Annotated in this window: 3 protein-coding genes; 1 reads left to right on the forward strand and 2 read right to left on the reverse strand. The window is 46.8% G+C overall.

Going from position 1 to position 1,032, the window contains the following annotated elements; translation table 11 throughout:
* Nucleotides 1-256: hypothetical protein (locus RCF13_RS06635; RefSeq protein ID WP_308140971.1), on the forward strand; the 256-nt coding region annotated here is incomplete at its 5' end.
* A gap of 159 nt (nucleotides 257-415) precedes the next feature.
* On the opposite strand, the gene RCF13_RS06640 is transcribed toward RCF13_RS06635, so the two are convergent.
* Both RCF13_RS06640 and RCF13_RS06645 read right to left on the reverse strand, forming a co-directional pair.
* Nucleotides 416-604: a hypothetical protein gene (locus RCF13_RS06640; protein WP_308140972.1), complete on the reverse strand. Its 189-nt coding sequence runs from the start codon at nucleotides 602-604 to the stop codon at nucleotides 416-418.
* Between the two features lie 237 nt (nucleotides 605-841).
* On the reverse strand, nucleotides 842-1,032 hold a 191-nt coding region (locus RCF13_RS06645; protein ID WP_308140973.1), incomplete at its 5' end, for a hypothetical protein.

A 1,032-nucleotide genomic window follows, 5' to 3' on the forward strand; every position in this document is an offset into this window, starting at 1 on the left:
CGTTGATACGGAAGTTGGAAAAGTAGTGAATATCGATGAGCACTCTGGTGTTTTTCACATAGATAAGGCGGTTAATCTGATTTCATTCTTCGGCTTCAACGAGATGCAGCAGCCGTTAAGCTTTTCAACAGAAACTTGGCAGCCAGAGGATTACACTAGGGCATCAACAGTATCGTTCAAGGATTGGGACGTTTGGTTATCGAAGGAGCACTTTGATAAAGCTCCGGGAAATCCCTTGATAAGCATTCGCGCTTAAATGCCTTTCAGCGTCCTTTGAATGAGGGCGCTGAATGTGCGCCGCGACATGCCATGGATTGGCGTCCGCGCACTGACGGGGTTATCGCACTCGCCGTCTAATCGGGATGTTTTTGGTGCATGACTACCAAGGCGCATCCAACCTAATGCTATGTGGTGATCAGTCCGACCTATTCAAAGACTGCAATTGCTCAATCTTGGCGTGCACATGATCAATAAGGGGCTTGATCTGAGCGTCAATGCCGACCTTTTCAGCATCTTCATTCATTCTATCTGCGTACTGCAAAAGCATTGCCGCCCCCTCACCGGGGGTGACAACCTTCTTTGTGACCATCACGTCAATGAGCATGATAGTGGTGTTGACAGATGAGTGGAGTAAAACGACTGTAAGCTGAGATGATTTGTCCATTAGGTCCTCGGAAGAAAAAGCCGCCTTGCTAATGAGTGGTCATATACGACCAAAAGGGCAAGAAAGACCCGTATTAAATCAAAATTAGGATAATGCGGGTTGCTAAGTTTTTGGCTCATATACCTGCCCTGTCGCGCATCAGGCAGGTATATGAGCAACCCAGTTTACATGCAATCCTTAGGCAGGCGTCTCAGACGCATTGCCGTATAGATTATCGTTGGCAACAATAGAAGGCACACCACCTCCAGCATCCACAGCCACTATATATTTTCTGGCCGCACTAGGGACATAAGTGTTAAATCCCTGAAATGAATTTTCAGACGCTACAACGCGTAGAAAACCGGGAGAATTACGCCCAACATAAATAT

The sequence above is a fragment of the Stenotrophomonas maltophilia group sp. RNC7 genome (assembly GCF_030910085.1).
Classification (GTDB): domain Bacteria; phylum Pseudomonadota; class Gammaproteobacteria; order Xanthomonadales; family Xanthomonadaceae; genus Stenotrophomonas; species Stenotrophomonas sepilia.

What these genes read in the sequence shown, in the direction of transcription:
- RCF13_RS06640 (WP_308140972.1), bottom strand. Translation starts at nt 604, where the DNA reads ATGCTCATTGACGTGATGGTCACAAAGAAGGTTGTCACCCCCGGTGAG.